General features: G+C 59.6%; 16 protein-coding genes, 1 tRNA gene and 1 pseudogene. 5 read left to right on the top strand and 13 right to left on the bottom strand.

What is annotated here, in order from left to right; translation table 11 throughout:
* Window positions 1-64: 64 nt before the first annotated feature.
* From AACY07_RS14340 to AACY07_RS14325, 4 genes are all read right to left on the bottom strand, one after another.
* On the bottom strand, window positions 65-2,152 hold the full coding sequence (locus AACY07_RS14340) for a TonB-dependent receptor family protein (protein WP_339475467.1): 2,088 nt from the start codon (window positions 2,150-2,152) through the stop codon (window positions 65-67).
* A 17-nt stretch (window positions 2,153-2,169) separates the two neighbouring features.
* The gene (locus tag AACY07_RS14335; RefSeq protein WP_339475464.1) at window positions 2,170-2,937 is read right to left on the bottom strand and encodes an HpcH/HpaI aldolase family protein; all 768 of its coding nucleotides are present in this window, start codon (window positions 2,935-2,937) and stop codon (window positions 2,170-2,172) included.
* A 369-nt stretch (window positions 2,938-3,306) separates the two neighbouring features.
* Window positions 3,307-3,382: transfer RNA gene (locus AACY07_RS14330), tRNA-Asn, on the bottom strand.
* A gap of 65 nt (window positions 3,383-3,447) precedes the next feature.
* Window positions 3,448-4,644 carry an amino acid aminotransferase gene (locus tag AACY07_RS14325; RefSeq protein WP_339475462.1) on the bottom strand — a complete coding sequence of 399 codons (1,197 nt, stop codon included), beginning with the start codon at window positions 4,642-4,644 and terminating at the stop codon, window positions 3,448-3,450.
* A gap of 323 nt (window positions 4,645-4,967) precedes the next feature.
* Between AACY07_RS14325 and uvrB the strand changes: the two genes are divergently transcribed.
* On the top strand, window positions 4,968-6,983 hold the full coding sequence (uvrB, locus tag AACY07_RS14320; RefSeq protein WP_133077615.1) for an excinuclease ABC subunit UvrB: 2,016 nt from the start codon (window positions 4,968-4,970) through the stop codon (window positions 6,981-6,983).
* A gap of 735 nt (window positions 6,984-7,718) precedes the next feature.
* On the opposite strand, the gene AACY07_RS14315 is transcribed toward uvrB, so the two are convergent.
* Window positions 7,719-8,141, bottom strand: a complete 423-nt coding sequence (locus AACY07_RS14315; protein WP_339475460.1) for a RidA family protein — start codon at window positions 8,139-8,141, stop codon at window positions 7,719-7,721.
* A 147-nt stretch (window positions 8,142-8,288) separates the two neighbouring features.
* Between AACY07_RS14315 and AACY07_RS14310 the strand changes: the two genes are divergently transcribed.
* Window positions 8,289-9,440 carry an MFS transporter gene (locus tag AACY07_RS14310; RefSeq protein WP_326427085.1) on the top strand — a complete coding sequence of 384 codons (1,152 nt, stop codon included), beginning with the start codon at window positions 8,289-8,291 and terminating at the stop codon, window positions 9,438-9,440.
* 28 nt (window positions 9,441-9,468) lie between these two features.
* On the opposite strand, the gene AACY07_RS14305 is transcribed toward AACY07_RS14310, so the two are convergent.
* The 8 genes from AACY07_RS14305 to AACY07_RS14270 form a co-directional block, all read right to left on the bottom strand.
* Complete coding sequence (locus tag AACY07_RS14305) at window positions 9,469-11,811, bottom strand: TonB-dependent siderophore receptor (RefSeq protein WP_339475551.1); 2,343 nt, start codon at window positions 11,809-11,811, stop codon at window positions 9,469-9,471.
* A gap of 228 nt (window positions 11,812-12,039) precedes the next feature.
* Window positions 12,040-13,017 carry a FecR family protein gene (locus tag AACY07_RS14300; protein ID WP_339475457.1) on the bottom strand — a complete coding sequence of 326 codons (978 nt, stop codon included), beginning with the start codon at window positions 13,015-13,017 and terminating at the stop codon, window positions 12,040-12,042.
* Window positions 13,018-13,040: 23 nt separating this feature from the next.
* On the bottom strand, window positions 13,041-13,535 hold the full coding sequence (locus AACY07_RS14295; protein WP_133077610.1) for a sigma-70 family RNA polymerase sigma factor: 495 nt from the start codon (window positions 13,533-13,535) through the stop codon (window positions 13,041-13,043).
* 84 nt (window positions 13,536-13,619) lie between these two features.
* Window positions 13,620-14,939 carry an MFS transporter gene (locus AACY07_RS14290; protein ID WP_219261238.1) on the bottom strand — a complete coding sequence of 440 codons (1,320 nt, stop codon included), beginning with the start codon at window positions 14,937-14,939 and terminating at the stop codon, window positions 13,620-13,622.
* A gap of 200 nt (window positions 14,940-15,139) precedes the next feature.
* Window positions 15,140-16,570, bottom strand: a complete 1,431-nt coding sequence (locus AACY07_RS14285; RefSeq protein ID WP_339475453.1) for an efflux transporter outer membrane subunit — start codon at window positions 16,568-16,570, stop codon at window positions 15,140-15,142.
* Window positions 16,567-17,631, bottom strand: coding sequence for an efflux RND transporter periplasmic adaptor subunit (locus tag AACY07_RS14280; RefSeq protein WP_133077607.1), 1,065 nt, complete (start codon window positions 17,629-17,631; stop codon window positions 16,567-16,569). Before AACY07_RS14280 ends, AACY07_RS14285 begins: the two co-directional genes overlap by 4 nt.
* Window positions 17,628-19,166 carry an MFS transporter gene (locus AACY07_RS14275; protein WP_339475450.1) on the bottom strand — a complete coding sequence of 513 codons (1,539 nt, stop codon included), beginning with the start codon at window positions 19,164-19,166 and terminating at the stop codon, window positions 17,628-17,630. The genes AACY07_RS14280 and AACY07_RS14275 overlap by 4 nt, the downstream gene beginning before the upstream one ends.
* 262 nt (window positions 19,167-19,428) lie before the next feature.
* Entirely contained in the window at window positions 19,429-20,337 is a 909-nt protein-coding gene (locus tag AACY07_RS14270; RefSeq protein ID WP_339475448.1) for a LysR family transcriptional regulator, read from the bottom strand.
* Window positions 20,338-20,654: 317 nt separating this feature from the next.
* On the opposite strand from AACY07_RS14270, the gene AACY07_RS14265 reads away from it, so the two are divergent.
* From AACY07_RS14265 to AACY07_RS14255, 3 genes and pseudogenes are all read left to right on the top strand, one after another.
* Window positions 20,655-21,755 carry an FUSC family protein gene (locus AACY07_RS14265; RefSeq protein ID WP_133077604.1) on the top strand — a complete coding sequence of 367 codons (1,101 nt, stop codon included), beginning with the start codon at window positions 20,655-20,657 and terminating at the stop codon, window positions 21,753-21,755.
* Window positions 21,756-22,274: 519 nt separating this feature from the next.
* Entirely contained in the window at window positions 22,275-22,577 is a 303-nt protein-coding gene (locus AACY07_RS14260; protein ID WP_016781195.1) for an urease subunit gamma, read from the top strand.
* 54 nt (window positions 22,578-22,631) lie between these two features.
* Window positions 22,632-23,033 (top strand): annotated as a pseudogene (locus AACY07_RS14255) (urease subunit beta); the annotation flags it as partial.
* Window positions 23,034-23,110: the final 77 nt, after the last annotated feature.

The raw sequence follows: 23,110 nt of genomic DNA, 5'->3' as shown, positions 1-23,110 counted from the left end.
GGGGGCAGCAGTTGCCCGTCCCTGAGGATCGGGCAACTGGTTGACGTAGGCGCGTGTGCGCGGTTTAGAAGCGGTAATTGACGCCTAGGGTGAGCGAACGCTCGGGCGCGGCTTGACGACCCCAAGGGGCGGTATCGATACCGCGGAAATAGTATTCGCGGTTGAACAGGTTGCTGATGCCCGCAGAAGCGGTCAGGACGCTCTTGTCTGCCAGCGGAAACTCGCGCTCCACGGCCGTGTTCCAGACCCAGTAAGCAGGCAGCTCACCCACACTGGCCGAGGCATTTTCATCGCGGGTATTCGCGGCATCGGTGTAGGCCTTGCTGATGTACAGGCCGTCAAGGTTGTAGGTCCAGTGCTCGGCAAAACGGTAGCGAGCGTCAACCATGAACTGGTTACGCGAGGAGTACGGTACTTCGTTGTCCTTGAATGTTCCGTTGCGTTGCTTGGCATCGAGGTAGGCATAACCGGCATGCAAGTCCAGATCACGCATGGCTTGCGGGGTCCAGAAGATATCGGTCTCGAAACCCTGGTGACGGGTGCTGCCAAGGTTGTCGAAGCGGTCGGTCGTAGCGTTGTAGGCGATCTGGTCGTCGAAGTCGATGCGGTACAGGTTGAAGTCGACGCGCATGCCGTCCCACGGGGTATAGCGCACACCGGTCTCGTAGTTCCACGCCAGTTCGGCACCGACAGCGCCTTCCTTGACGATCTGCGTGACCTGGGGCGGACGCAGGGACTTCTGGGCATTGGCGTAGACATACCAGGCGTCGTTTGCCTGATACCCCACGGTCAGGCCCGGCAGCCATTCCTCGGATTTGTTCTCGCGCTCGAACCCGGTGATGCCGTCGCTGTAATTCATGCGGGCGTTTTCATAGCGCACGCCCGGCGTGATGGTCAGGCGATGATCGAGCAGGCTGATGGCGTTGCTGATGTAGAAGGCACGGGCGTTGTCATCGAACTTCCAGTCGCGGAACGGCGCCGTCACGCCGGTCGCGAGGCTCTGGCGGTTGACCTTGTAATCGATGTCTTCGCTGACATAGCGGGCGCCGAGCAGCCAGGTCTGGCCGACGTTGTCGCCATCGACCGTGGCACTGATGCGCGGCTCCGTACCCCAGACCTTGAAGTCACGGGGACCGTCCTGTTTGGTGACTGCCGTTCCGTCCGGGGTGAACGGCAGGCCGACCACGAAGTTGCGGTAACTGTTGTGGGCGAAGTTGGTCCAGCTCACTTCCACGGAATCGAATGGGCCCATCGCACCCAGGCGCTGGGTGTAGGTGCCCCACACGCGATTGGTATCGCCTTCGAAGCGGTCCAGCGGACGCGTCGACTGGCGCGGATCAGCCTTGTAATCCTTCACGCTGAGCGCCCCGGCCAGGTCCATGTCGGCCTTGTAGTGCTGCACACCGAAACTCAGGTCACGATCGTCGTCGATGTTCCACTGGCCGCGCAGGCGGTAGTTCTGGACATCGGTGTCAGAGTGTTCGCGACCGTATTCGCCGCTCAGGGTGTTGATATCCAGTTGCAGGCCGAAGTTGTCGGTCAGGTAGCCGCCGGTGCCCAGATAGGTGTCCCACAACTGGCGCCCGCCAGGGTTGAAGGTGGTTTTCTCCTGCAACGTGGTTTCCCACTCGCGGGGAATCGGCTTGCTGATGAAGTTGATGACCCCGCCAACGTTGTTCGGGCCGTATTGCACCGCTGCGCCCCCGCGCACGATATCAATACGATCGACCGTGGCCATGGTCATCGGAAACAGCGAAAGACCGGTCTGGCCATAGGGCGCCAGGGCCAGGGGGATACCATCGGACAAGGCCTGGATCCGGCCGCTGCGGCTCTCATAGAGTCCGCGCACGGAAATCTGCGGCAAGGCACCGGTGCCGGTCTCGTCAAAGATCTTGATCCCGGGTACCCGCTGCAGGGCGTCGTCCAGGCCACGGGCGCTGGCTTTTTTCAGGTCGCTTGAATCGACCACGCTGCGACTGCCGGCGTAAGTACGCACGTCCTGATCGCTGGCAGCACCGAGCACGTCACCCTGAATCGTCATGGGCGCCAGCTCCAGACTGCTGGCAGGGGGTTGATCGGCAGCCAGGGCGGCGTGGCAAATGCCAAGCGTGATGAGACTGAGTGAAAAGTGTAGGTATGTTGTTGTTTTCATTGATCTACGTCGACTCTTTATTGCTGTTGGAGAGAATGCAGGCGGGCTTTCAATGCGTTGTGCAATAAGCCGCGGTCTTCACCGGCCAGAAAACTGCGTACACCCCGGGCTCGCCAGAACGCGTTCTGTTCAGCGGTGCGGGGGTTTGCGCAAAAAGGCACTTCAGCGGCGAGGCAGGCGTCAGCCATGTCTTGCAGCATTTGCCAGACGTGAGGGTTGAGAGGGTCGGGCCCCAGACCGAGATCAAGGGACAGGTCCAGCGCGCCTTCCATGACCATGCCGACCCCCGGCAATTGCAGGATGTCGCCCAGGGCATCGACCCCGGCGCGGCTTTCGATCATGGGAATGATGGGAGTCTGGCGGTTGGCCAGTTCGATGTATTCGGGTAATGGCACACGACCGAATCCGGTGATGCGCCCGCCGGTGATTCCGCGCTTGCCCAAGGGCGGGAAACGGGCGGCTTCGATGGCGCGCTGAACGTGCGCTGCGCTTTCGGTACGTGAAAGGACGATCCCTTCGATACCGGCATCCAGTGCCCTGCCGATCAGCTTTTCGTCAACCTGGGGCAGGCGCAGCCAGGGAGAAATACCGGCAGCCTCACACGCCCTGATGCAATGCATGAGGTCTTCTTCGGAGCGCAGCAAGTGCTCAAGATCGAGGATTACAAAGTCATACCCGGCAAACGCGAGCATTTCACAGAGCATGGGTGAAGGCAGGGAGTTGAGCATGCCGTAGACGCTCTTCCCGTCTTGAAGTCGGGAAAATACCGGAGAAGTTCTGATCACTGACACAGGTCCTTTGAGCGAGCAAACACTGAAGCCAATAATAATCATTCTCAGATAGGTGTAAACGATTTTTATTATCGAATAGCGATATTCGTGATGGAGCGCATAAAAAAACGGTGCTGGCCGCAAATAGCTGGCTAAACGCCAGTGCTTTCTTGATACCCGCGCGCTTGAGCTATGGAGTGTTGAGGTGGGTGGCTGCTAGAAACATAAGGCCATTCGGGATCCTTGCGATCCAAAAGCCCTGCTGGGGGATATTGAGGGCGTGCACGAGAAAAACGGGCCGGCCTCAGCCTGAGGGGTATCTGGCCCCACACACCAAATTTAAGGCAAAAAAAAGCCGCTATCGCTAGCGGCTTTTTTACTATCTGGCTCCACGACCTGGACTCGAACCAGGGACCCAATGATTAACAGTCATTTGCTCTACCAACTGAGCTATCGCGGAATGGCGTCTATCTTACTGATATAAATAGAGAAGTCAACACTTTCGATGACTTCTCCATGCATTATTCAGATGACCTGAACAATGGCGTCGGTTACGGCTTCAATGTTGCGCTGATTCAAGGAAGCAACGCAGATTCGGCCGGTGTCCAGGGCGTAGATGCCGAACTCGGTACGCAGGCGCGTCACTTGTTCAACAGTCAGACCGGAGTACGAGAACATGCCGCGCTGACGCGCCACAAAGCTGAAATCATGCCCCGGAGCCTTTTTCGACAGCAGCTCTACCATTTGCAGACGCATACCGCGAATGCGCAGGCGCATTTCGGCCAGTTCTTCTTCCCACATGGCACGCAGCTCTGGGCTGTTGAGCACTGCAGCGGCGATGGTTGCACCGTGGGTTGGCGGGTTGGAGTAGTTGGTGCGGATCACACGCTTAACCTGGGACAGAACGCGAGCGCTCTCATCCGCAGACTCGGTGATGATCGACAGTGCGCCTACACGCTCGCCGTACAGCGAGAACGACTTGGAGAACGAGCTGGAAACAAAGAAGCTCAGGCCCGACTCAGCAAACAGGCGCACTGCCGCGGCGTCTTCGTCGATGCCGTCGCCAAAGCCCTGGTAGGCCATGTCCAGGAACGGGATCAGGCCCTTGGCCTTGACCACGTCCAGCACGTTCTGCCAGTCGGCCGGGGTCAGGTCGACACCGGTCGGGTTGTGGCAGCACGCGTGCAGCACAACGATGGAACCGGCTGGCAAGGCATTGAGGTCTTCGAGCATGCCGGCACGGTTGACGTCATGGCTGGCAGCGTCGTAGTAGCGATAGTTCTGAACCGGGAAGCCCGCGGTTTCGAACAGGGCACGGTGGTTTTCCCAGCTTGGATCGCTGATAGCGACCACAGCATTTGGCTGCAGTTGCTTGAGGAAGTCAGCACCGATTTTCAGCGCGCCAGTACCGCCCACGGCTTGAGTGGTGATCACTCGGCCAGCAGCCAGCAGTGGCGACTCGGCGCCAAACAGCAGTTTCTGAACAGCTTGGTCGTAGGCAGCAATACCGTCGATCGGCAAGTAGCCGCGCGACGCATGCTGAGCAACCCGAATCGTTTCGGCTTCGACAACGGCACGCAAGAGCGGAATTCGTCCCTCTTCGTTGCAGTAAACACCAACCCCCAGATTCACTTTGCTGGTACGGGTATCGGCGTTAAATGCTTCGTTGAGGCCCAGGATAGGATCGCGTGGTGCCATTTCGACAGCGGAGAACAGGCTCATTATTACGGCGGCTCTGAATGGAGAATGGAGGGGGTGACAACGCTCCAGCCGATTGCACTAGAGCGGTGCACAAACGGGGAGCAAGTATAAGCCCGATCACGATTCGGGCAACAGGCTATTACCGGTTTTGGCCAAGAATTTGAGTTTATTTTCAGGCCACTGGTCCAATTGCAATCTTTGCCAGGATGGCCGTGTCAGAGCAGCGCCTTGAAACAGTCAGGCATCACCTCCATATTTACCCATATTCTGTTTTTTCCTGCGGCTTGAGTCGCATGCGCTTATAAGGGCCACTGCCTTTATAGAAGCAAACCCCGAGGTCCTTCATGTCCGATTTCCAGCTTGTTACCCGCTTCGAGCCTGCGGGTGATCAACCCGAAGCCATTCGTCAGATGATCGAAGGCATCGAGGCCGGTCTGTCGCACCAGACCCTGCTCGGGGTAACGGGCTCAGGCAAAACCTTCAGCATCGCCAACGTGATCGCCCACGTGAATCGCCCCACGCTGGTACTGGCGCCCAACAAAACCCTGGCAGCTCAGCTGTATGGTGAGTTCAAGTCGTTCTTTCCGAACAACGCCGTGGAGTACTTCGTTTCGTACTACGACTACTACCAGCCCGAAGCCTACGTGCCCTCCTCCGATACCTTTATCGAGAAAGACGCCTCGATCAACGACCACATCGAACAGATGCGCCTGTCCGCGACCAAGGCGCTGCTGGAGCGCAAGGACGCGATTATCGTGACCACGGTGTCGTGCATTTATGGTTTGGGCAGCCCTGAAACCTATCTGAAGATGGTGTTGCACGTCGATCGCGGGGACAAACTGGACCAGCGCGAGCTGCTGCGCCGCCTGGCCGACCTGCAATACACCCGCAATGACATGGATTTCGCCCGCTCGACATTTCGGGTGCGTGGCGATGTGATCGACATTTACCCGGCAGAGTCGGATCTGGAAGCCGTGCGCATCGAGCTGTTCGATGATGAAGTCGAAAGTATCAGCGCCTTTGACCCGCTGACCGGCGAAGTCATCCGCAAGATGCCGCGCTTTACCTTCTATCCCAAAAGCCACTATGTGACCCCGCGCGAAACCCTGCTGGACGCCGTCGAAGGCATCAAGGAGGAACTCAAGGAGCGCCTCGAGTACCTGCGCGCCAATAACAAGCTGGTCGAAGCCCAACGGCTGGAGCAGCGCACCCGGTTCGATCTGGAAATGATCATGGAGCTGGGTTACTGCAACGGCATCGAAAACTACTCGCGCTACCTCTCGGGCCGCGAATCCGGTGCGCCGCCACCGACCCTGTTCGACTACTTGCCGGCGGATGCCTTGCTGGTCATCGACGAGTCCCACGTCAGCGTGCCGCAGGTAGGCGCCATGTACAAAGGCGACCGCTCGCGTAAAGAGACCCTGGTGGAGTACGGCTTCCGCCTGCCTTCGGCACTGGACAACCGGCCGATGCGCTTTGATGAATGGGAGCGCATCAGCCCGCAAACGATTTTCGTCTCGGCCACCCCCGGCAATTACGAAGCTGAGCACGCGGGCCGTGTGGTCGAGCAAGTGGTGCGTCCGACCGGCCTGGTCGACCCGCAAATTGAAATTCGCCCTGCACTGACCCAGGTGGACGACTTGCTGTCCGAGATTGCCAAGCGGGTCGCGCTGGAAGAGCGGGTACTGGTCACCACGTTGACCAAACGCATGTCTGAAGACCTGACCGACTACCTGGCCGACCACGGCGTGCGCGTGCGTTACTTGCACTCGGACATCGACACCGTGGAACGGGTCGAGATCATTCGCGACCTGCGCCTGGGCGTGTTTGATGTGCTGGTGGGCATCAACCTGCTGCGTGAAGGCCTGGACATGCCCGAAGTGTCGCTGGTGGCGATTCTCGATGCCGACAAGGAAGGCTTCCTGCGTTCAGAGCGCTCATTGATCCAGACCATTGGCCGCGCGGCGCGCAACCTCAATGGCCGGGCGATTCTCTATGCGGACCGGATCACTGGGTCGATGGAGCGGGCCATTGGCGAAACAGAGCGTCGTCGCGAGAAGCAGATCGCCTTCAACCTCGCCAACGGCATCACCCCCAAAGGTGTGTTCAAGGACGTTGCCGACATTATGGAAGGTGCGGTCGTACCGGGTTCGCGCAGTAAAAAGCGCAAAGGTATGGCCAAAGCCGCCGAAGAAAACGCCAAATACGAAAACGAACTGCGCTCGCCGAGCGAGATCAGCAAGCGCATACGCCAGCTGGAAGAAAAAATGTATGCCCTGGCCCGCGACCTGGAGTTCGAGGCCGCCGCGCAAATGCGCGACGAAATCGGCAAGCTCAGGGAGCGCTTGTTGCAAGTCTGATCCTTGGACCCTACGCCTGTAGCCGCTGAGGAACGCAGCCACTTGTATGTTGGCGCTAAACCGTTTTTCGTAGGGATCTGTGACGTCTGCGATGCATTGTTCTTTTGCTGGAGCCGCACGTATGTCCAGACGACGCGAATGCCCATCACAGAAGGCCGAACGCAGGTGCTGTTATGGGGGTGGCGCGGCAGGACGCCGCGCCAGCCGCGATGGGCCATGGATGGCCCGTCGCGGCGTGCCCTCATAACAGTGCCGGAGTGAGGGAACCGCCGAGCCTGGGGCGAGGCGGCCGTATGGTAGGGCAAGCCTTTTTGGTTACTTTTTCGGCGTTTGGAAAAAGTGACACGCCGTAAGGGCGGAACCCGTAGAAAGTCGTGACATATCGAATGGATATGTACTCGACATAGGTGCGGGCGCATCGCAAAACAACTGTTACACGGGGTACATATCCAGCATTCGCGGTTAACTGAAACGATGGTTTCGCCCTTACGGCGAGTCCCTTTTGTCAAACAGCCACAAAAGGAACCAAAAAGGCCTTGCCCTGGCGTACGGCCCTCGCTGCGCTCAGGTTCCCTCGCTCCGGCCTCCCGAAGGGCAGGCAGATCAAAAACCAGTGCAAAAACAAGATCAACTGCCCGCCAAGGCGGCCTACAGGCCGACCTTTTTAGCGAAGCACATTTCTCTGAACAGGCCGGCTGGCAACAGAGTATCTACAGGTCAAGATCACAAATAACGTCAGACCGCGACTGCCGCCACAGCCTCAACCTCGAACAACATCTCGTCCAGCGCCAGCCGCGGCACCGGGATCAAGGTGCAGGCCGGTGCTGGCAGCGCGCCCCACACCCGCGCCACTTCAGCGCCCAGAATCTGCAACCTCTCCATGCTGTGATCCACGATCAGTACGGTGATCTTGGCCACGTCCTTGATCTGCGCATCAGCTGCTGCCAGGGCAATCTGCAGGTTGGCAAATGCCTGGCGCACCTGTTCGGCGAAGTCGGGTGACAAATGGCTGTCGGCGTTCTCACCACCCTGGCCTGCGGTGTACACCAGGCGCACATTGGGTGCCAGGCGGGCAACATGGGAATAGCCGTTGGGTGCAGGGTCATACAGGCCGGCCGGGTTGAGCAATTGCACTGCAGGGTTAGAGTTCTTATCCATAAAATACGCACCATAGGCAGTTGAGTGAGCAAGCGCGCTATTCAACCACTCTCGCAAACCCCTGTGCCAGCGCCCTCGCGACACCGGCTGCAAATATGCAAGGATGTCACGCCGCACCGCACCACAGCCCGTATTCCAAGGATGACCATGACCGCCATCAACACCCAAATGCCCCTTGTGCCGGGGCGTCTCGAACAAATGTCGACCCGCATTGCCTTTTTTATCGCCGGTTTCGGGCTCGCAGCCTGGGCGCCACTGGTGCCCTATGCCAAAGCGCGGGCCGGGCTGGATGAGGCCACCCTGGGGCTGTTACTGCTGTGTCTGGGCGCAGGCTCGATCCTGGCCATGCCCATCGCCGGGATTCTGGCCACGCGCTTTGGCTGCAGGCGGGTTTTGATCGGTGGAACCCTGCTGATCTGCCTCGCGCTGCCGCTGTTGGCGACTGCCAGTTCCCTGGCGCTGCTGATCGCGACGCTCTTTGTATTTGGTGCAGGGCTGGGCGCCGTTGACTCTACCGTCAACCTGCAGGCCGTGATCGTTGAACGCGCCAGCGGACGCAACATGATGTCTGGCTTTCATGGCTTGTTCAGTGTGGGCGGGATCGCCGGTGCTGCCGGAGTCAGCGCGCTGCTTGCGTTGGGCCTGTCACCCCTGTGGGCGATTGTCGTGGTGATTGTGCTGATACTCGCAGCCCTGCTCAAAGCGGCTCCCCACCTGCTGGCGTATGGCAGCGAAAGCACCGGCCCGGCGTTTGCCGTGCCCCACGGCGTGGTGCTGTTTATCGGGTTACTGTGCTTTACGGTGTTTCTGGCCGAAGGCGCAATGCTCGACTGGAGCGCGGTATTCCTGACCACCGAAAAAAACATCGGCGAAGCCTACGCCGGGCTCGGCTATGCCGCGTTCGCCCTGACCATGACCGCAGGTCGATTGATGGGCGACACCATCGTCAAGCGTCTGGGTGCCCGAAGGGTAATTGTACTGGGCGGAATGTTCGCCGCAGCCGGCATGGCCCTGGCAACACTGGGGACCGGCTGGGAAGTGGCGCTGCTGGGGTATGCATTGGTGGGCGTGGGGTGTTCAAACATCGTCCCGGTGCTGTACACCGCCGTTGGCAAACAGACCGTGATGCCGGAAAACATCGCCGTGCCGGCCATTACCACCCTGGGGTATGCCGGGATTCTGGCAGGGCCTGCGGCCATCGGCTTTATCGCCCATGCCAGCAGCCTGAGCATTGCCTTTTTGCTGATCACCGCCATGCTGATGGCCGTGGCCATCAGCGGGCGGATCTTGCGCGTCTAGGTCAAGCATCTCCCCCTGTACCGGTCGCTTAGAACCCTACACTCGCCTGCACGAAGAATGTACGCGGCTCGCCCAGGTAGATGCCTGAGTTGTTGTCGCTGGAGCGGGTGTAGTACGTCTGGTTGAACAGGTTCTTGATGCCCGCACCGACCTTCAGGTTCGACGCCTCTGGCCCAAAGTCGTAGCCCACCCGGGTGCTCCAGGTGGCATAACCCGGAATATCACCGTATTGGCCATCCGGCGTCGGGTCAGTGATATATACCCCGCCCGTGCCGGGGGCGTGCTGCTGGGACTGGGCAAACATGTCCAGGTTGTAGGTCCAGCGGTTGACCACATAACGCGCCCCCAGGTTGACCACTTGACGCGAATACAGCGGCAGGTCACGGCCCTTGAAGTTCGGGATGTCACCCTCGGATGTCGCCTTGGTGTAGGTAAAACCCGCATTCAGCGACAACCCGTCAAGGCGCGCGTCCAGTGCCGACATGTCGTAGTGGACCGAGGTTTCAAGGCCCTGGTGCTTGGTGGCCCCCAGGTTGGTCCAGCCCACATCGTTGCTGACGTATTGCAACTCGTCGGCAAAATCGATGTAGAACAGCGTCACTTCACCGCCCCACACGCCATTGTCGTAGCGCGTACCCAGCTCGTAGGTCTTGGCCTTTTCAGGGCGCAGGCCTGCCGCTGTCGCATCGCCGACACCGCCCTGCCCCAGCTGGAAGTATTGCAGGCTGCCGAACGAGGTTTCGTAGTTGGCAAACAGCTTCCAGGCGTCCGAGAGGTGATACATCACGCTCAGGGCCGGCAGGGCTTCGCTGCTGTCGATGCTGCGCTTCTTCTCAAGCACCGGCACACCGTTGTTAGCCAGTACCGGGCGGTCGTGCCATTGGGTGCTGATGCGCTCGAAACGGATACCCGGAGTGACCGTCCAGTTACCCACATCGATCTTGTCATCGATATAGAAGGCGTTGGCCTCGGTGCCTCCGGTGCGATCCTGGTACACATGACCGTCAGCTCCCGGCCCCGGCACTGGGACGTTATTCACCAGCAAGACCTGGCTGGCCTCCTCGTGCATCGCCTCCTTGAGGTAGCGATAGCCCACACCCACTTCCTGTGTCACGGGCCCCAGCGTGAACACATGGGACACCCGCGGCTCGATGCCGAAGGTGTGGTAACTGCGCGGATACGAAGCCAGCGTCTGCAGGTTTCGTGCAGCAATCGTGCTGCCACGGAAGCTGTCGGTGTAATAGGTCAGGACTTCAAACTGGGTCTGGTCGTCAATCTGGCGCAGGTACTTGAAGGACACGTCCTTGCGCCGCCCGGTGAAGCTGTCGTAGTCGCGCAACGATTGGTACGGATCGGCATCGAACTGCTTCTGGGTCAGGCCGCCGGGCATGTCTGCGGTGGCATCGTAGTAGTGGAAGTTGAGCGTGAAGTCATCCTGATCAGTGGGCGCCCAGTGGGTTTTAAGCAACACGTCATCGATATCGTTGTCATTGTTGCGCGCCCGGTAGCCATCGCCCTTGACCCCCGAGTACAGCAGCGCGGCACCCATGCCGTTGTCTGCCGTGCCGCCCAGAAACGCCGACTCAATGTGCTTCCAGCCACCGCGCTCGGACGTTTCCAGCGTCGTGCCCACTTCGCCCTGGAAAGTTTCAGGAATGGCCCGGGTGACAAAGTTGATCACCCCGCCCACGTTTTGCGGTCCATAACGCACCGAGCCGGCACCGCGCACCACATCGATGCTGTCCAGGTTGCCCGACGAAATCGGGGCCATCGACAACTGTGGCTGGCCATAGGGCGCAAAAGCCGCCGGAATACCGTCGATCAACACGGTGGAGCGCGGCGACAACCGTGAAGTCAAGCCGCGTACGCCTACGTTCAGCGAGATATCGCTGCCGCCGGTACCGTTGGACGCCTGCACCTGCACCCCCGGAATACGCTTGAGCGCGTCACTGACGTTCATCGCGCCCTGCTCGACCATTGCCTCGCGACGCACCACCGTCCGGGCGCCCGGATGATTCTGCACCACCGCGTCATTGGCATCGCTCAGCCAGTTACCGACCACCTTCACATCCACCGGCCCCAGCTCCAGCGGGCCGGAAGGTGCGGCACTGACCGTTGGCGCCACCCCCAGGGTCACCGCATCGCCATCCAGCGCGTAGCTTAAGCCACTGCCCTGCAGCAACTGCGCCAGGGCCTGCTCGGGCGACAGGTTGCCATCGACCGCAGGCGCCTGCTTGCCCGCCACCAGTTGCGGGTTGAAAAACACCTGCAGCGAGGTCTGTTGAGCCAACTGGCTCAATGCGCCACCCAAGGGTTGGGACTGAATGTGAATGGCATTCGACCGGGATTGCCCGGCAAAGGCACCCGGCATCGCTGCGCTGACCGCCAGGGCCAACGCCAGCGGCAGCAAGCGCGTTCGGGGAATAGAAGCTGGAGTGCTCAAAGGTGTTTCAAGCGAAAAAAGTCGCCCACGAAGATTGTTGTTTTTCACGTCGAGTCTTGCCCTGTGGATCGCACTTGAGAGCGACTGTTAATGCAAACCAGTTGCAGTTGATCAAGAAGACGAAGAACTCGAAAAAAACCTGAATCGATTGCCCAATTATTTTCGGGCAATGATTTCCTGGCTGCCGTCTGCTCGCGCCCGGACAGCGACCGGCAGGATCTGTGGCAAGGCCTTGAGCAGCGCATCGGTGTCATCGGTTTTGAACACGCTGGACAACCTCAACCGGGCAATCGCCGGGGAACTCACGTGCACAGGCTTGTCGCGATAACGGGACACTTGCGCGGCCACTTCACCCAGGGTGGCGTCCTCAAACACCAGTTGCCCCCTGCGCCAGGCCGTCAGCGTTCGAGTGTTGACGGGCTCCGCGGCAGCCACCTGCCCCTGCGCGTCGACGACCGTACCCAGCCCCGCCGTCAGGTTGACCGCTGCGTCCGGATTGGCACCCTGCACCCGCACATGCCCTGACTCCACCGCGATCCGAGCCTGGTCCCCCTCACGCAGCACATCAAAACGGGTACCGGTCACTGTCACCTGCCCGGCCCCGGCCTGAACCACAAACGGTCTGTCGGCATCCCGGGCCACGCTGAACATTCCCTCGCCCTGTTGCAGCTCGACCGTGCGCTGGCGGCGTTCGAAATTGACCCGTACCTGGCTGCGGCCATTGAGTTCAATGGATGAACCATCGGGCAAGGTCACTGTGCGCCGCTCGCCCATCGCCGTGGCGAACTCTGCCTGGTAGCCCGCTGAGGAGTGCAGCTGCATCCACAGACCCGCCCCGGCCACTGCTGCCACAACACTCGCGGCCAGCCCGTAAGCCAGGAACGAGCGGCGTTGAAGCCTGGGTGCCGGCGCTTCGCACAACGCCTGCAGTCGGGCCTTGGGCAACAGGTCGGCAGCGGACCACAGGCTGGCCAGCCATTGGTATTCCACTTCATGGCTGGCGTGCTGAGCAAGCCAGGCCTCGAATTCGGCCTGCTCGGCCACGCTCAGGGTCTGCGCCTGCACCCGCGCAAACCAGGTCGCGGCAGCATCGCGCACGCTCGCGCTGTCACACGTACAGTCACGTGTATCCATCATGCAATCCTTTACCGATGTCATCACGCAGACCCCACACGTTCACGCAGATGGCGCAGGGTGCGGATCATATACTTTTCTACCATGTTCCTGGACAGCCCCAGGCGCTCGGCAATTTCGGCCTGGGTGAGGCCTTCGATCTTCTGCCAGACAAAGACTTTACGGCAATTGATCGGGAGTTCCTGCAGTGCCCTTTCAACCGACTCAGCCAACTGCAGGGCGCGCATGTACTGCTCCGGATCGCCGGTTTCGCCCGCCCCTGAAGCAGCACCTGCCTGCTCCTTGGCGTCGCGCAGTTCTTCACGACGAAAACCGTCCACCGCGATATTGCGTGCTGTCTGGTGCAAATACGCACGCGGTTGCTCGACCGCATCCAGATTGGATTCGAGCACGCGGACAAAAGTGTCATGGGCGAGGTCTTGGGCCTGCTGTCGGTTGCGCAGGCGCCGGGTCCAGGTTCCGATCAACTCTTCGTAATGGTCAAAGAAGCCCGTTTTACGGGGCACTTTCTGAGTCATCGCAGGGGACTACACAGGTGGGGCGCGAATAGTAATGCTTCCTATTAAAGCCAGCAATCACTGCGATGACAGAAGGTCAAACCCTTACATCTCGGCCTTGGCCAACAAGCGCTGTTCGACCTGAGTGGCACCGCTGGAACCATAGCGCCGAGCCGTGAGCAACCCGACCACCCCCATCACCCCGCAGAACGCCACGCACACCCACGGACTCCACGGCATCAGCGCGATCAGCAGCAACGGCGTGGTGCTGGCCCAGAGTGCGTAGGCGATGTTGTAGGTAAACGAAATGCCCGAGACGCGGATCGGCGCAGGAAACAGGCCAACCATCACCGACGGCACCACCCCGACAATCCCGCAGGTCAAACCGGCAAATGCATAGGCCAGGCCTGGCAGTGCCCACTGACCAACCAGGCTGGCGTACAACAGGCCGATACCCAGTGGCAGCAAAACGCTGTACAGCGCAATGCTGCGCCAGACGCCAATACGGTCGACGATCAGACCGGCCAGCACGCAGCCGATATTCAAAAACACAATGCCCAGGCTGCTCAACGCAAAGGTGTGACTGGCAGTCATGCCAAAGCGTTGCTGCATCACGGTCGGCGTGATCACCACAAACACCACCACGGCGCTGGTAAGGACGCAGGTCAGCAACGCCGCCGGCAGCAAAGACCCACGGTGATCACGTAAAACCGTGCGCAACGGGAACTCTGCCCGGCCTTCCTTGCGCTCGCGCAGGGCCAAAAACACCGGAGTTTCACTGAGCCAGCGACGCAGCCACACGCCAATCACACCGAATACGCCACCGAGCAGGAAGGGAAAGCGCCAGGCGTAATCGAGGATTTCTGCTGGTGTGAACATCTGGGCGAGAAGCGTCGCGGTCAAGGCGCCAATCAAGTAGCCAAAGGTCAGCCCGGCTTGCAGGAAACCCAGGGCAAAGCCCCGGCGACCGGCCGGAGCGTGCTCGGCCACAAATACCCAGGCACTGGGCACCTCCCCCCCTACCGCCGCGCCCTGCAGGATGCGCAGCGCCAACAGGATCAGCGGCGCGAAGTAACCGATATCCGCGTAAGTGGGCATGATCCCGATCAGCAGGCAGGGCAGCGCCATCATCAGGATGCTCAGGCTGAAGACCCGTTTGCGTCCCAGATGGTCGGCAAAGTGCGCCATCAGAATCCCGCCCAACGGACGCGCCAGATAACCGGTCACGAAAATCCCGAAGCTTTGCAGCAAACGCAGCCATTCGGGCATGTCCGGCGGAAAAAACAGCTGGCTGAGGGTCAGGGCGAAGAACACGAAAATGATGAAGTCGTAAATTTCCAGCGCCCCGCCCAGGGCGGCAAGGCCCAGGGTTCTGTAGTCGGAACGGGAAAAACGCACCGTTGTGGCTTGAGTATCAGCAGACATAAATAGGCTCAATGTGAACTGGACACGCCTATGTTGGCGCTTGCGGTCGAGGGCGCGAGCATAGCAAATCCTGTAGAAACCACTGCAAAACCTGTGGGAGCGGGCTGGCTTGGGATGCGAACTGCTCGGTGTGACTGAGTCACCAAAGCGTGGCCATCGCGAGCAAGCCCGCTCCCACACAGGCCCCCGCCCCCAGGCAACTACCCCTGCCACCCTCCACCCAATGCACCAAACACATCCACCAGCGACAGCGACACCTGCGCGGTGCTGTCTACCAGTGCCGCTTCGTTGGCCAGCAGCGCGTTTTGCACGGTCAACACGTTCAGGAAGTCCACCGTGCCCTGGGCGTACTGTTGATGAACGCTATCCAGCGCACGCTGGCTGTGCATCACCGCCTGCTGCAGGCTGTCACGTCGACGCTGGCTGGCCTGGTACGCTACCAGCGCATCGTCCACCTCATGCCAGGCCCGCAACACGGTTTTTTGATAGGCAATGCCCGCCTCTTGCTGTCGCCCTTCCTGCAATTGCAAGGCCCCCTGCAAACGCCCACCCTCAAATACCGGCACGCTCAACCCCGGCCCGAACGCAAAGTTGCGCGCCCCCCAACTGCCCAAGTCCGATAGCTGCATGGCCTGCATTCCCAGGCTTCCAGACAAGGTAATACGGGGATAAAAGTCAGCCTTGGCCATGCCGATCGCTGCCGTCGCCGCATGCAGTTGCGCCTCGGCACGGCGGATATCGGGACGACGCTGGGCCAACTCGCTGGGCACGCCAATCGGCACATCCGCGCCATAGGCCGGCACCGGTGCCACTGCGCTCAATTGCTGCTGCAAGGCCCGTGGCTCGCGGGCCAGCAGCAGGCTCAGGGCATTGATCAATTGCGCACTTTGCTGCTGCAACGGTGCCATGCGCGCTTCAATCTCGGCCACCTGGGCGGCGGCTTCCGACGCTTGCAGGTCGGTGGCCACTCCCTCCTTGAGCTGCAATCGGGTCAGCTCCAGGCTACGGCGGGCAATCTGCAGGTTTTGCTCCACCACCGCCAGAGCCTGCTGCGTACCGCGCAGCTGAATGTAGTGCTGCGCGGTCTGCACGATCACCAGCAACTGCACCCCGTGACGATCCTCTGCCGCCACTTGCACCGAAGCATCAGCCGCTTCGACCGAGCGCTTGACCCTGCCCCACAGGTCAGCCTCCCAACTGAAACCCAGGCCACCATTCCACAGGTTGAACGCCTGCTTGCCGCTGTACCCCGAAGGATCACCCAAACCCTGCTGGCTGTTACGGCTGCGACTGTAAGCAGCCGTACCGTCCACCTTGGGCAAGGTGTCGGCGTTAATCTGACGGCGAATCGCAAGGCTTTGCTCCAGACGGCTGGCCGCCAGTTGCACATCAAAGTTGCTGTGTTGCGCCTCGCGCACCAGGGCCGACAGTTGACGATCGCCAAAACGGTCCCACCAACGCGGGTCTATTGCCGACTCGACGGCCCGGCTATGTCCCGCCTGGGTGGCAACGGGCGCCCAGTTCTTTGCCAGCGCGGGCACGGGCGCCTCAAAATCCGGGCCCACCACGCAACCACTTAAAGTCAGCACGCTGTAACAGGCCACAGCCCAGGCCAATGCAGTGTTTTTCATCGTGTGCTGACCTGCTGGTCGTGCGCAGTCGCCGTATCGATGGACGCATTCACCGACATCCCGAGGCGCAATTGACTGGCCAGCAACTGCCCTTGATCCAGCGTCACTTTCACCGCAATGCGCTGCGCCACCTTGGTGAAGTTGCCCGTTGCGTTATCCGGGGCAATGGCCGAGAACGTCACACCGGTTGCCGGCGCAATACTGTCGACGGTGCCTTGCAAGGTCTGGCCGGGAAAACTGTCGACCTGGATCGTCACACGCTGCCCCGCCTGCATGTTCGTAAGCTGATGCTCCAGAAAATTGGCAACCACGAAGGCATCCGCCAGCGGTACAACCGCCAGCACGGTATCGCCGGGTTTGACGTAGGCGCCAAGACGCACGCTGCGTCGTCCCACCACACCGTCAAAAGGGGCCGTCAGTTGAGTGTGGGACAGGTCCAGTTCGGCCCGCGCCTGCAAGGCCTCGGCATACTGAACCGACGCTTGCGCTGCGGTGGCCTGGGCGGCCAGCACGCGGGTTTGCTGGCGGGCGGCTTCCAGGGCGGCCTTGTGCTGGGCCAGCTCGGCCCGGGCGGTCAGCGAGCGGTTTTTTGCCTGCTGGGAATTTTGCAGCGTGCCTGCACCCTGCCCCGCCAGATGTTGATAGCGTTGCAACTCATGCTCGGCAAACTCGACCTGTGCCAGATCTGCATCGACCGTGGCCTTGGCCTGTTCGATCAGCGAACGCTGACGTTCCAGCATCGCCAGTGCATTGACCCGTTGTGCCTGCGCCGTCGCGACACTGGCTTGCGCCGCCTGCACGGCAGCCTGGTAGTCCTGCGGATCGATCCGCGCCAGCAACTGCCCGGCCTTCACCGGCTGGTTGTCCTGCACCAGCACCTCGTCGATAAACCCCGCGACTTTTGGCGCAATCAGGGTGTAATCGGCGCTGACAAAGGCATCGTTGGTGTTCTGCACCGTGCCCGTGGCAAACACCAGCCGCCACACCCCGTACAGCACGATAAAGGCCGCCAGACCCGCGCCGGCCACGATCAAAGGCTTGCGCCCGCTTGTTGTACTCATTTCACTGCTCCAACAGGTGTGCCCGGCGCGTAGATCCGCGTGGGGCCAAAAGGGATTAACACAATCAATAAAAGCGCCAGGGCGGCCATGTACAGATAAAGATCGGCAGACGTCAGCACCACCGCTTGCTGATGAACCCGGCGCGCCAGATCTGTCCCGGTACTGACCAGCGGCGAGTTGCCCAGGCGATCGAGCAACATCGTTGAATGGAAGTGCTCGCGATTGAGGGTCAACACGCCCAGCACACTGCCTGCTGCGACCGCTGAAAAACCTTTGACGGTGTTGAACCAGGCCGATGCAAACGGGCCGTCCGCCGGGTTCAGGCCGCCCGTGGCCAGCATCAACAACGGGATCACGGCCATTGGTTGGGCGATGATTTGAATCGCCTGCAAGCCGTAAAAATTCTCGCGAGTCCACATCGAAGTCACCTGCGAACCAATCCCGCACGCCAGCGCCAGCAGCGCCAGACCAATGGCCAGCACCCAGCGGCAATCGACCCAGCGCAGGTTGCACAGCGCGACCACCAGCGGTAGGGCTATCAGTTGTGGCAACGCCACCATCAACATGACTGGCGCGGTTTCAAGGGGACGATATCCCTGCACCTGAGCCAGGTAACTGGACGGGATCTTGATCACCGCCAGCAACACAAACAGCACCCCGCCCAACGTCAGCAAGGCATGGGCCAGGTTGCGGATTTTCAGCAACTGCAACTTGAAAAACGGCAGCGGATGCGACCATTCATTGATAAAAAACAACACCATCAGGGCCGAGCCCCCGACAATAAAAAACTGAATCATCGGCGATTCGAACCAGTTCATCCGCTGGCCCAGTTCCAGCCCCAGCACCAGCATGACTAGGCCCGGCAAACCCAGCATCAGACCGCGCCAGTCAAACTGCTTGAAGCGCTCCAGCCGCAATGGGTCCTGGGGCAAACCCCAGGCCACGCAGGCCATCGCCAACAGGCCCAGCGGGATGATTTGCCAGAACGCCCATTGCCACCCGGCATACTCCACCCACCAGGCAGACAGTGGCGTACCAAAACTGGGACCAAAGGTTGCCGTCAGCGCATAACTGCCCAGCCCGTACAGACGAATGCCCGGCGGCAAAAAACGCAGCGCCACCGACATCAGCATGGGCGGCAAGGCACCACCGGCAAAACCCTGCAAGGTGCGCAGCAGCATCAGCACATCGACATTGGGAGCCAACGGACAGAGGATGCCCAGCAGCAAAAAGGCGCCTATGGCACACAGGGTAAAACGTCGCAAAGAGAAGGTTGCCGCACACCAGGGCGCAAAGGCCATGGCGCTGATGGACGTGGCCGAATACACCGCCAGCAACCAGGTACTTTCGTCAAAACCGATGCCCATTGCCCCACGAATATCGGGCATGGCCACCTTGGTGACATTCTCGTTGAACCCCGATACCAGCACCGCCAGCAAGACGCCCAACAGACCGGTAAAAATCCGCAGGCCAAATGCCGCACTGACAGCCGGGGACGGTGCCGGGGCCGCGACGCCTGCGACCAGCGCCGTCACACCCCTGCTCCAGGCGCCAGACTGCGCCCATGATCAAACCGCCAATACATGGCTCACTCCGTCGACTTGATAGATGACGGACAGTTTAATCAGGCGAAATAGCTATAAAAATTGATAAATAACTAACTCTGGAGTGCACCAGACGCAATAATCTGCGCACTTGTGGGAGCGGGCTTGCTCGCGATGGCATCAACCCACCATGCCTGACTCACCCGGCGGTCCGAATCGCGAGCAAGCCCGCTCCCACAAAGGCGGCCAACCCCTAAGTCAGCGCATTGTCACAGAAGGTTTTGAGGGTGCGACGCAGCCAGCTATGGGCATGATCGTTGTCCAGGCGCGGGTGCCAGGCCTGGACGATATCGACCGGCTGCAACGTGAGCGGCAACTCGAACGGACGCAGTTTGAGGCCCAGTGGCTCAAGGGTTTTGAGCAACATCTGGGGCATCAAAGGCAAGATCAGATCCCCCCCCGTCAAGGCAAAGATCGCCGAGTAAAACGTCGGCGTAGTGAACGACACCCGGCGCTCCAGCCCCAGCTCGGCCAGCAGCGTATCGATCGGTCCACGGGCATGCCCCCTGCGTGACACGCTGATATGGTCGAAACCGGCAAACCGCCCGGCCGTAATGGGCTCATCGAAAATCGGATGCCCCTCCCGGGCCAGCCCTACAAAGGGGCAGGTGAACAACCTTTGCACCTTGATATCCGAGCTGAAGCGGTTGGTGGCGCAGATGGTCAGGTCAATGCGGCCTTCATTCAACGCCTCATCATCGGTAAACCCCTCAGGCACGACCCGTAACGTGGCCTTGGGCATTTCCAGGGCCATTTGCTGGCGCAACGCTGCGCCATAAACACCAAAGAACACGTCATTGGCGCGAATGCTGAACGTGCGCTCCAGCTCACGTAAATCACTGTTCTGGCTTTGGGTGAACACCCCGTGCGCCAGCTCAACCACACCCCTCACCTGCTCACGCAACTCCAGTGCCCTGGGAGTGGGGACAAGCCCACGGCCTGAACGCACCAAAATAGGGTCATTCAAGACTTCACGGATTCGGGTCAAGGTGCGGCTCATGGCCGGAGCGCTCAGGTTCATGCGCCGGGCAGCGCCCACCACCGAGCCTTCTTCGAGCAAGACGTTCAAGGCAACAAGCAGATTCAAGTCAGGTATTTGCATGGGCCAAAGGGTATCGGGTAACGCTTGGCGTGCCTAGCCGGCTCGCCATGCACCATTGTTGCGCATCAGGTAAAACAGTTTCGCGTACACTTAGCTAGCTAACTAAGTTTGACCTTGATACATTGCCGCCCGTCAGGTTGATGCCTGACGCTCTCTTTGGTTGAGAATTTTTGGTCATTACCGGATCCCCATGAAGGTAATGGCCTTTTTTACGCCTGCCATTTCTCTACGCCCCAAAGCAGAGCCATCCCAAGTGGTGGACCCACCCATCCTGAACTACGCTGGCAGCCCAATCCATTACAACGATTGGGGACTCTATGCAGCTGGGTAAAAAGATTTCAAATCTGGAAAAACTGGCCTGCAAATACAACCACTGGATCCATGCCACCCGTATCAGCCTGGCGTTCCTGATTACCTTTGTTGTCATCCGCTACTTCAAACTCGACGGCGCCTCCTATGCCCTGATCACCATGCTCATCGTGATGGGGCCGCAGCCTTATTGGGGCAATGTGTCCTCCCGGGCCGTGCAACGTACCGGCGGCACTATCATTGGTGCGCTGTCGGGGCTGGTGGGGTTGTACCTGGAAACCTATTCGTTCTCCCTCATGCTGGTGTGGTCCGGCGTCCTGATGTTCATCGCCGGCTACCTGACCCTCGGCAAACACCCTTACATGGCCCTGCTGATCGGCGCAACGCTGGCGGTGGTCAGTTGCGCCCCGCCCAATGACATGGAGTCCGCACTCACCCGCAGTGGCTACGTACTGGCAGGTTCCTTGCTGGCCATGCTCTATACCAGCATTTACCCCCTGCGGGCCTACACCGACCTGCGGATCAAACTCAGCGCAAGCCTGGGCAAGATCAATGAGCTGTACGCGGCGTACTTCTCCCCCCGGATCGCCGAGCGCCCCGACCTGGAAGACCAGTTGAAGGATGAACTGGATGCGATTATCAAGTTACGCAACTACATCGCTCCCGCGAGCAAAGAAACCAACCTCAAGCCACAAGTGTTCGAGGCCGTGCAAACCCTGCACCGCAACATGCTGGCGACCATGAGCCTGATGATCGATGCGTACTGGTCTTCACGCGAGAGCCATCTGCTGATTGAGAGCGAACCGGCATTGAGTGACCTTCACCAACTGATTCCACAAGCCCTGGAATCACTCCAGAACAAATTGTGCCTGGGCATCGCAAACAACCAGATCAGTGGCGAACTGCGCCAGAAAACCCACGACTTGCATGAGCTTGTTCTCAAGAGCCTTGATGGAAAGATCACTGAAACACCCTTTTACGCCTATGTCTGGCTGAGCCTGGAAATGCTCAGGCAACTGACTGAACTCAATGACCAACTGCACAGCGCGCTCTATCAGAACAACCACAGGCACTTGTTTAAAAACGACAAACTTCCGAGTGAAAAATAGCGCTTTGGCGTCGACCTGAACGGTTCGTTGACCGGGCGCAGTGCGAAAGCCACACAGGCTGCACTCGCCATTCAGGTCCCTGCCTTGCGCGCTGAGGACAGCCATTAATCGAACACGCACACCATTTCGATGACTTAAAGCACAAGGAATGTGGTTTTTTCGTACTCAGAAAACGCTTTTCTGGCTAAAAAAGACGATTCAAGAACATACAAAAAACCATATAAGTCTATGTTTTATAACGAAATATATTAAAAACACTTGATTTCATCATGTGTCAACTCCCTCTTGCCCACCCTTCTCCTTCGCCTGGCCTGCCGGGAATTATGGTCTAGGCTCTGCTCGCACCCGTATTAATGGATTTGAACGGTTGAGCCTATGAAACGACCACCTGCACCCAAAAACCACCCGAACCTCAACCCGCCTTTGCACGCTCCCGACGTGTGGAGTGTTAGGCATGCGCGCACGCCTGACCTGCACTCCAGAACTTTAATTCCTACCGCACTGTAAATAGGAGGGCTTATGCAGCTCACCCCCAGAGAAGTCGAAAAATTGATGGTTTACACCCTCTCGGACGTCGCATTCCGGCGCAAGGCTCGCGGCTTGAAATTGAACTATCCAGAGGCTGTTTCAATTATCACCGTGACCGCACTGGAAGGCGCGCGGGACGGCAAGTCGGTTGAAGATGTCATGACCGAGGCCAGCAAGGTGCTGACCAAAGATGACGTGATGGAAGGTGTCAGCGACCTGATTCCCAATGTTCAGGTTGAGGCGATTTTCACCGACGGCAGCCGTCTGGTCACGGTCCATGACCCGATCAAGTAACCGCCTGCTCCACACCCGGTTAACGCAAAACTTCCGCGTTTTGAGGAATCAGTCATGAGCACCAAAGAGACCGCAGGACCGCACCAGGATACCCATCCCAAGCACACCATCCCCCACGCCAAAAATCCAGGCGGCGTACACAAGGGCAATGAAGCGGATGTCCCCCTGGGCGGCACCATTTACGCCAGCACACCGATCACCTTCAACGAAGACCGCCCTGTCACCAAAGTCAAAGTGCGTAACACCGGTGACCGTCCGATCCAGATCGGTTCTCACTTTCATTTCTTCGAAGTCAACCGTGCCCTTGAGTTCGACCGTGCCGCAGCGTTTGGCAAGCGCCTGAATATTTCAGCCACCACCGCTATCCGCTTCGAGCCGGGTGACGAAATTGAGGTGCCGCTGATCCCTTACGGTGGCAAGCAAACCCTTTACGGCTTCAACAACCTGGTGGATGGCTGGGCACCGGACAAAATGACCAGCAACCATGAACGCCCGGAAAAACTCCAGGCCATTCAGCGCGCAGTCGATCACGG

The organism is Pseudomonas sp. RL_5y_Pfl2_69 (assembly GCF_963970465.1).
GTDB lineage: Bacteria > Pseudomonadota > Gammaproteobacteria > Pseudomonadales > Pseudomonadaceae > Aquipseudomonas.
This window is presented reverse-complemented; position numbering and strand designations above follow the sequence as displayed.

Excerpts from the sequence above, each read along its gene's own strand:
- AACY07_RS14340 (WP_339475467.1), bottom strand. The coding sequence starts at position 2,152 with ATGAAAACAACAACATACCTACACTTTTCACTCAGTCTCATCACGCTT.
- AACY07_RS14325 (WP_339475462.1), bottom strand. The coding sequence starts at position 4,644 with ATGAGCCTGTTCTCCGCTGTCGAAATGGCACCACGCGATCCTATCCTG.
- uvrB (WP_133077615.1), top strand. The coding sequence starts at position 4,968 with ATGTCCGATTTCCAGCTTGTTACCCGCTTCGAGCCTGCGGGTGATCAA.
- AACY07_RS14315 (WP_339475460.1), bottom strand. The coding sequence starts at position 8,141 with ATGGATAAGAACTCTAACCCTGCAGTGCAATTGCTCAACCCGGCCGGC.
- AACY07_RS14310 (WP_326427085.1), top strand. The coding sequence starts at position 8,289 with ATGACCGCCATCAACACCCAAATGCCCCTTGTGCCGGGGCGTCTCGAA.
- AACY07_RS14305 (WP_339475551.1), bottom strand. The coding sequence starts at position 11,811 with ATGCCGGGTGCCTTTGCCGGGCAATCCCGGTCGAATGCCATTCACATT.
- AACY07_RS14300 (WP_339475457.1), bottom strand. The coding sequence starts at position 13,017 with ATGGATACACGTGACTGTACGTGTGACAGCGCGAGCGTGCGCGATGCT.
- AACY07_RS14295 (WP_133077610.1), bottom strand. The coding sequence starts at position 13,535 with ATGACTCAGAAAGTGCCCCGTAAAACGGGCTTCTTTGACCATTACGAA.
- AACY07_RS14290 (WP_219261238.1), bottom strand. The coding sequence starts at position 14,939 with ATGTCTGCTGATACTCAAGCCACAACGGTGCGTTTTTCCCGTTCCGAC.
- AACY07_RS14285 (WP_339475453.1), bottom strand. The coding sequence starts at position 16,570 with ATGAAAAACACTGCATTGGCCTGGGCTGTGGCCTGTTACAGCGTGCTG.
- AACY07_RS14280 (WP_133077607.1), bottom strand. The coding sequence starts at position 17,631 with ATGAGTACAACAAGCGGGCGCAAGCCTTTGATCGTGGCCGGCGCGGGT.
- AACY07_RS14270 (WP_339475448.1), bottom strand. The coding sequence starts at position 20,337 with ATGCAAATACCTGACTTGAATCTGCTTGTTGCCTTGAACGTCTTGCTC.
- AACY07_RS14265 (WP_133077604.1), top strand. The coding sequence starts at position 20,655 with ATGCAGCTGGGTAAAAAGATTTCAAATCTGGAAAAACTGGCCTGCAAA.
- AACY07_RS14260 (WP_016781195.1), top strand. The coding sequence starts at position 22,275 with ATGCAGCTCACCCCCAGAGAAGTCGAAAAATTGATGGTTTACACCCTC.